The sequence below is a fragment of the Terriglobales bacterium genome, assembly GCA_035624475.1.
Taxonomy (GTDB): domain Bacteria; phylum Acidobacteriota; class Terriglobia; order Terriglobales; family Acidobacteriaceae; genus DASPRL01.
The window spans coordinates 1-4,943 of record DASPRL010000356.1 but is presented as its reverse complement, the minus strand read 5'-3'; the positions used below and the strand labels follow the sequence as shown (position 1 = coordinate 4,943).

5 protein-coding genes are annotated in these 4,943 nt (G+C 68.0%); 1 reads left to right on the top strand and 4 read right to left on the bottom strand.

What is annotated here, in order from left to right; genetic code table 11:
- On the bottom strand, positions 1-1,418 hold a 1,418-nt coding region (locus tag VEG08_14020), incomplete at its 3' end, for a DNA primase (GenBank protein ID HXZ29105.1).
- Between the two features lie 170 nt (positions 1,419-1,588).
- On the opposite strand from VEG08_14020, the gene VEG08_14015 reads away from it, so the two are divergent.
- Positions 1,589-3,223, top strand: a complete 1,635-nt coding sequence (locus VEG08_14015) for a hypothetical protein (GenBank protein ID HXZ29104.1) — start codon at positions 1,589-1,591, stop codon at positions 3,221-3,223.
- A 176-nt stretch (positions 3,224-3,399) separates the two neighbouring features.
- Here VEG08_14015 and VEG08_14010 read toward each other — a convergent pair whose 3' ends face one another.
- The 3 genes from VEG08_14010 to VEG08_14000 form a co-directional block, all read right to left on the bottom strand.
- Positions 3,400-4,044 carry a carbonic anhydrase gene (locus tag VEG08_14010; protein HXZ29103.1) on the bottom strand — a complete coding sequence of 215 codons (645 nt, stop codon included), beginning with the start codon at positions 4,042-4,044 and terminating at the stop codon, positions 3,400-3,402.
- A 62-nt stretch (positions 4,045-4,106) separates the two neighbouring features.
- The gene (locus VEG08_14005; GenBank protein ID HXZ29102.1) at positions 4,107-4,595 is read right to left on the bottom strand and encodes a DinB family protein; all 489 of its coding nucleotides are present in this window, start codon (positions 4,593-4,595) and stop codon (positions 4,107-4,109) included.
- 8 nt (positions 4,596-4,603) lie between these two features.
- On the bottom strand, positions 4,604-4,943 hold a 340-nt coding region (locus VEG08_14000), incomplete at its 5' end, for a Smr/MutS family protein (protein HXZ29101.1).

The following is a 4,943-nucleotide window of genomic DNA, read 5'->3' as shown; positions in this document are numbered from 1 at the left end:
CGCTCCGCCTGGGTGACCTGGGCCTCGGCAGGGGTCTTCACCGTGGAGGAGCGAGTGGAGGCGGCGTGGCGCAATTCCTGGCGCAGCACCTGCGAGTCGATGCCCAGCTTCTGGGCGATGTCGTTGGCCAGCTCGTCGCGCACAATGCGGCTGGGCACGCGGTGGACGTGCGGCAGCAGGAAGTTCACCGCCTTGACCTTGCCCTCGGCCGTCCGTACCGGGAACTGCTGGCGCGCGCGCTCGATCAGGTAGTCGAAGTATTTCTCGGAGCCGCGCAGGGCCTGGGCATAGGCGTCCTTGCCCTTGCGGCGCAGGAACAGGTCGGGGTCGAAGCCCTTCTCCAGGGTCAGCACCTTGATCTGGAACTCTTCTTCGACCAGCAGGCCGAGAGAGCGGTCGGCGGCGGCGGCGCCGGCGGTATCGGGATCGAAGTTGACCACCAGGTTCTTGGAGAAGCGGCCTAGCAGCTTGGCCTGGGCCTCGGTGAAGGCGGTGCCGGAGGAGGCCAGCACGTTGTGGAAGCCGGCGGCGAAGACGGAGATGCAGTCCATCTGGCCTTCCACCAGGATGGCGTAGTCGAGCTTGCGGATGGCTTCCTTGGCGCGCTCCAGGTTGTAGAGCACCCGGCCCTTGGAGTAGATAGCGGTCTCGGGCGAGTTGAGGTATTTGGGGCCGGACTTGTCGTCGGTGGCCAGGGTGCGCCCGGTGAAGGCGATCACCTTGCCGGCCTCGTTGGCGATGGGGAAGGTGATGCGGTTGCGGAACTTGGAGTAGAGCGCCGTCGGCCGTCGGCCTTCGGTCGTCGGCTGTTGGTCGTCGGTCGTCGGTCTTCGGTCGTCGGCGGCCTCTTTCCACGAGAACAGGCCCGAGGCCTTGAGGGTCTCTTCGTCGAAGGAGCTCTTCACGGCGTCGCGCAGCAGGAAGCCGGAGTCGGGGGCGAAGCCCAGGCGGAACTGGCGGATGACCTCGTCGCCGAGGCCGCGGCCGGCCAGGTACTCGCGGGCGTGCGCGGCCTCCGGCCGGCGCAGTTGCTGCTCGAAGAAGGCGCAGGCGCGCTCGTGCAGGTCGAGGAGTTGTCCCCGCAGCTTGGCGTCCCGGGCCTCAGCGGGGGTGGCAAAGGACTGCTTGGGCAAGGGCACGCCCAGCTTCTCCGCCACCCGGCGCACGGCTTCCGGGAAGCTGAGGTTCTCGATCTTCTGGACGAAGCTGAAGACGTCGCCGGAGGAGCCGCAGCCGAAGCAGTGATAGAACTGGCGGGTAGCGTGGACGGAGAACGACGGCGTCTTCTCCTGGTGGAAGGGACAGAGCCCGCTGAAATTCTGCGCCCCCGACTTCTTCAGTTTGACGTACTCGCCCACGATGCGGACGATGTCGGCCTGCTGCTTCAGGTTGTAGGCGAAGTCGCCGGGGTTGGCCATGGCAGGTGCCTCAAGTCTAAGCCAAGTGGCCGGCGGGACGAAGAGCGCGCGACTGCCCGGCGCTGTGGAAATCACCGTTTCCTTGTTGAAATCCGGGCATTCCCTCGTCCCGCCGGCACTCTGCTGGGATAGAATCCCTCCCACCCGCTATCCCACTTCGAGGTGCATGCATGCGCGCCAAGACTTTGTCGGCCCTGTTCGTCGGCCTGGCTCTCCTTCTCCCCGCCCGCACGCAAGCGGGCGACGACGCAGTCACCGAGATGAAGCCGGTTTCGGTGGCGGCCTTCAAGAACGGCCTGGCCTTCGTGATCAAGCGAGGCACGGCGCGGCTGAAGTCGGGCGAAGGCCGCATCGGCTTCGCGCCCGCCGCCACCCTGGGCACGCTGTGGGTGGCACCCGCGGGCGAGGGCGTCTCGCTCGACGAATTGGTGGCCTACCGCTACGAGCGGCCCAAGTCGCGCACCGCGCAGTCGGTGCAGGAATTGTTCGCGCTCAACGTGGGCAAGACGGTCACGCTGGAGTACAGCAACAAGGAGATTACGGGCGAGATCCTGCCGCTGCCCGAAGAGAAGCCCGAACCGGGGGCCGCGGAAGCAGGTGCGGTGGCCATCCCACGCCCCGCCGGCCTGCTCCTGCTCAAGGTGGACGGGAAGACGGTGGCGCTGAACGCCAGTTACGTGAACATCCTGAGCTTCGCGGGCGAGCCCAACACGCAGGTCATGGCGAGCGAGAGCCTGAAGGCGCTGCGCTTCAAGCTGAAGGGCGGCGCGGGCGAGAGCGCCGACCTCACCATGGGCTACCTGGAGAAGGGCCTGGGCTGGACGCCCTCCTACCTTCTCTCGCTCAAGGACGAGAGCACCGCGCAGATCACGCTGCAGGCGGTGGTGATCAACGACGCCGAGGACGTCGCCGGCGCCGACCTGTTCTTCGTGGTGGGAGTGCCCAACTTCCGCTACGCCGACGTGCCTTCGCCCATGGCGCTGCAGCAGTCGCTCGCGGAGATGATCGGGATGCTCTCGGTGAACGGCCGCGGCGTCGGCGGCCCCATGTCAAATGCGGTCATGTCGCAGCGGGCCGCCTCGGAGACTGAGTACCGCGACTATGTGACCTTCTTCCCGAGCACGGTGGGCGAGCTCGTGGGCGCGCCCGAGGAAGACCTCTTCCTCTATTCCAAGCCCGGGGTCACGCTGGCCAAGGGCGAGCGCGCCACCTACAACGTCTTCAGCGCGCCGGTGGCCATCGAGCACATCTACGAGTGGGAGGTGGCGCCCAGCCAGCAGCTCGACCGCTACGGCAATCCCACCCAACAGACCCCCGACACCACCGAGAACAACGTCTGGCACTCGCTGCGCCTGACCAACTCGACCAAGTTTCCCTGGACCAGCGCGCCGGCGCTGGTGATCTCGGGTACCAAGCCCATCTCCCAGGACACGCTGCTCTACACCCCCAAGGGCGCCAAGACCAACCTGAAGCTGACCGTGGCCACCGACGTGCGCGCCAACCGCCAGGAACTGGAGGTGGCGCGGCAGCCGCGGGTGCTGCGCTGGAACAACTCCGACTACGACGCGGTCACGGTGGAGGGCACGCTCAAGGTGCGCAACTACAAGTCCAAGGCCATCAGCCTGCACATCACCAAGACGGTGCCGGGCGAGGTGCTGAGCGCCTCGGACGATGGCAAGAGCGAGAAGCTGGCCGAGGCCATCCGCTCCGCCAATCCCACCACCCGCCTCACCTGGGAGGTCACGGTCAAGCCGGGCGAGGAAAAGGTGATCACCTACCGCTACAAGGTGATGGTGCGGTCGTAGGGCACCGACCGAACCGGGGCGTCATCCTGAGGCGCTCATAGCGCCGAAGGATCTCGCGAGCAGGACTGAAAAGCCTCCGAGTCGGGAGTCTCGGTGCACCGCGCGAGATCCTTCGCAGCCTGAAGGCCGCTCAGGATGACGCCGTCCGAGTTGGGCGTTGCCCAACCCGAAGGCGCTTACCGCAGCCGCTCTACCTTGCCGGTGTCGAGCGAGTAATAGCTCTCGACGATGGTGAGCTTCTTCTCCTCCACCCGCTTCTTCAGGATGGGGCTCTGCGCCAGCAGCGCCAGCGCGGCCTGGTGGACGTGGTCGCGGGTGGCGGGCTCGACGTCCTTGCCCTGGGCTTTCGCGCATGAGGCCTGGATGGGCCTGACCACCGCCTCCAGGTTGGCGGTCGGCATCTTCTCCCCGGAGCAGGCGGCCTTGACCGCGCCGCAACTCTGGTGGCCCATGACTACGATCATCACCGTGCCCAGGTGCTCGACGGCGTACTCCAGGCTGCCGATGGCCAGGGGATCGGGGCTGTTGCCGGCGGCGCGCACCACGAACAGGTCGCCCAGGGTCTTGTCGAAGACGAGTTCGGGGGCGACGCGGCTGTCGGCGCAGGCCAGCACCGCGACCGGAGGCGACTGCGTCTTGGCCCACTTGGCGCGGTCGGCAGGCAGATTGCGCGCCTGCGGATGCCCCGCGACGAAGCGGGCGTTGCCCGCGGCCAGGTCCTGCCAGAGCTGGTCGGGCGAGGGCGGCGGCGACGCAGGATGGTCCTTGGCGAAGAGCAGCAGGCCGCAGCAGGCGGCCAGCAGGAACGCGCGGAGCTTCATAGGGCTTCCCTCCGGCGCGGCAATCTATCACGGGGGGCGCAGAGTTGGGCGGGGAAAAGCGCCTAGCGCGTGCCGCGGGACTCCTTCTTCAGGCGCTCGATCTGGCCGGCGTGGTTGGGGTCGTGGACGGCCATCATGCCGATCAGCTCGCCCAGCGTGACTTGGCGCTTCTTCTCGGGGTGGAAGGCGGCCTTCTCGTCCAGGTCGGCGGGCTTCAGTCGGCGCAGCAAGCGGACGTTGGCGCGGCGCGCGGCCCGGTAGGCTTCCAGCAGTTCCGCAGGCTTCGCTTCCAGATAGCCGAGGTGGCGGGCCCAGTCGTCCTGGTCGATGGGGGCGATGGCCGGCTCCTTGTCGGCGAGCATCTGGCGCAGGCGGTAGCCGTAGAGCACCTCGACGTCGGCCAAGTGGCCGAGGATCTCGAGGATGCACCACTTGTCGGGCGCGGGCTTGTAGCGCAGCGCCTTGTCGTCCGCGCCGGCCACCGCGGCCACCACCATGCCGGGGCCGCGCTCGATGGCGTCAATGTGGGCGCGCAGTTCGTTGTCCGTCATCTCCCACCTCAGACCCGCAATTCTACGATGGTGGCCCCGGCGCCGCCCTCGTTCTGCGGGGGCTCGGTGACCGAAGCCACGTGGGGGTGCGACTGCAGATACTGGCGCAGGGCCTTGCGCAGGATGCCCATGCCCGAGCCGTGCACGATGCGCACCCGCGGCAGCCCCGCCAGGAAGGCCCGGTCCACGAACTTCTCCACCGCGCGGGTGGCGTCGTCCACGGTCTGGCCGATGACGTTGATCTCGGTGGGCGCGGCCGCGTCGTCAGCCAGCGAGACCGAGACCCCGCGGGCGCGCGCCGCCTGCACGGGAGAAACCGCGGCCCGCGCCACCACCTCGGCGATGTCG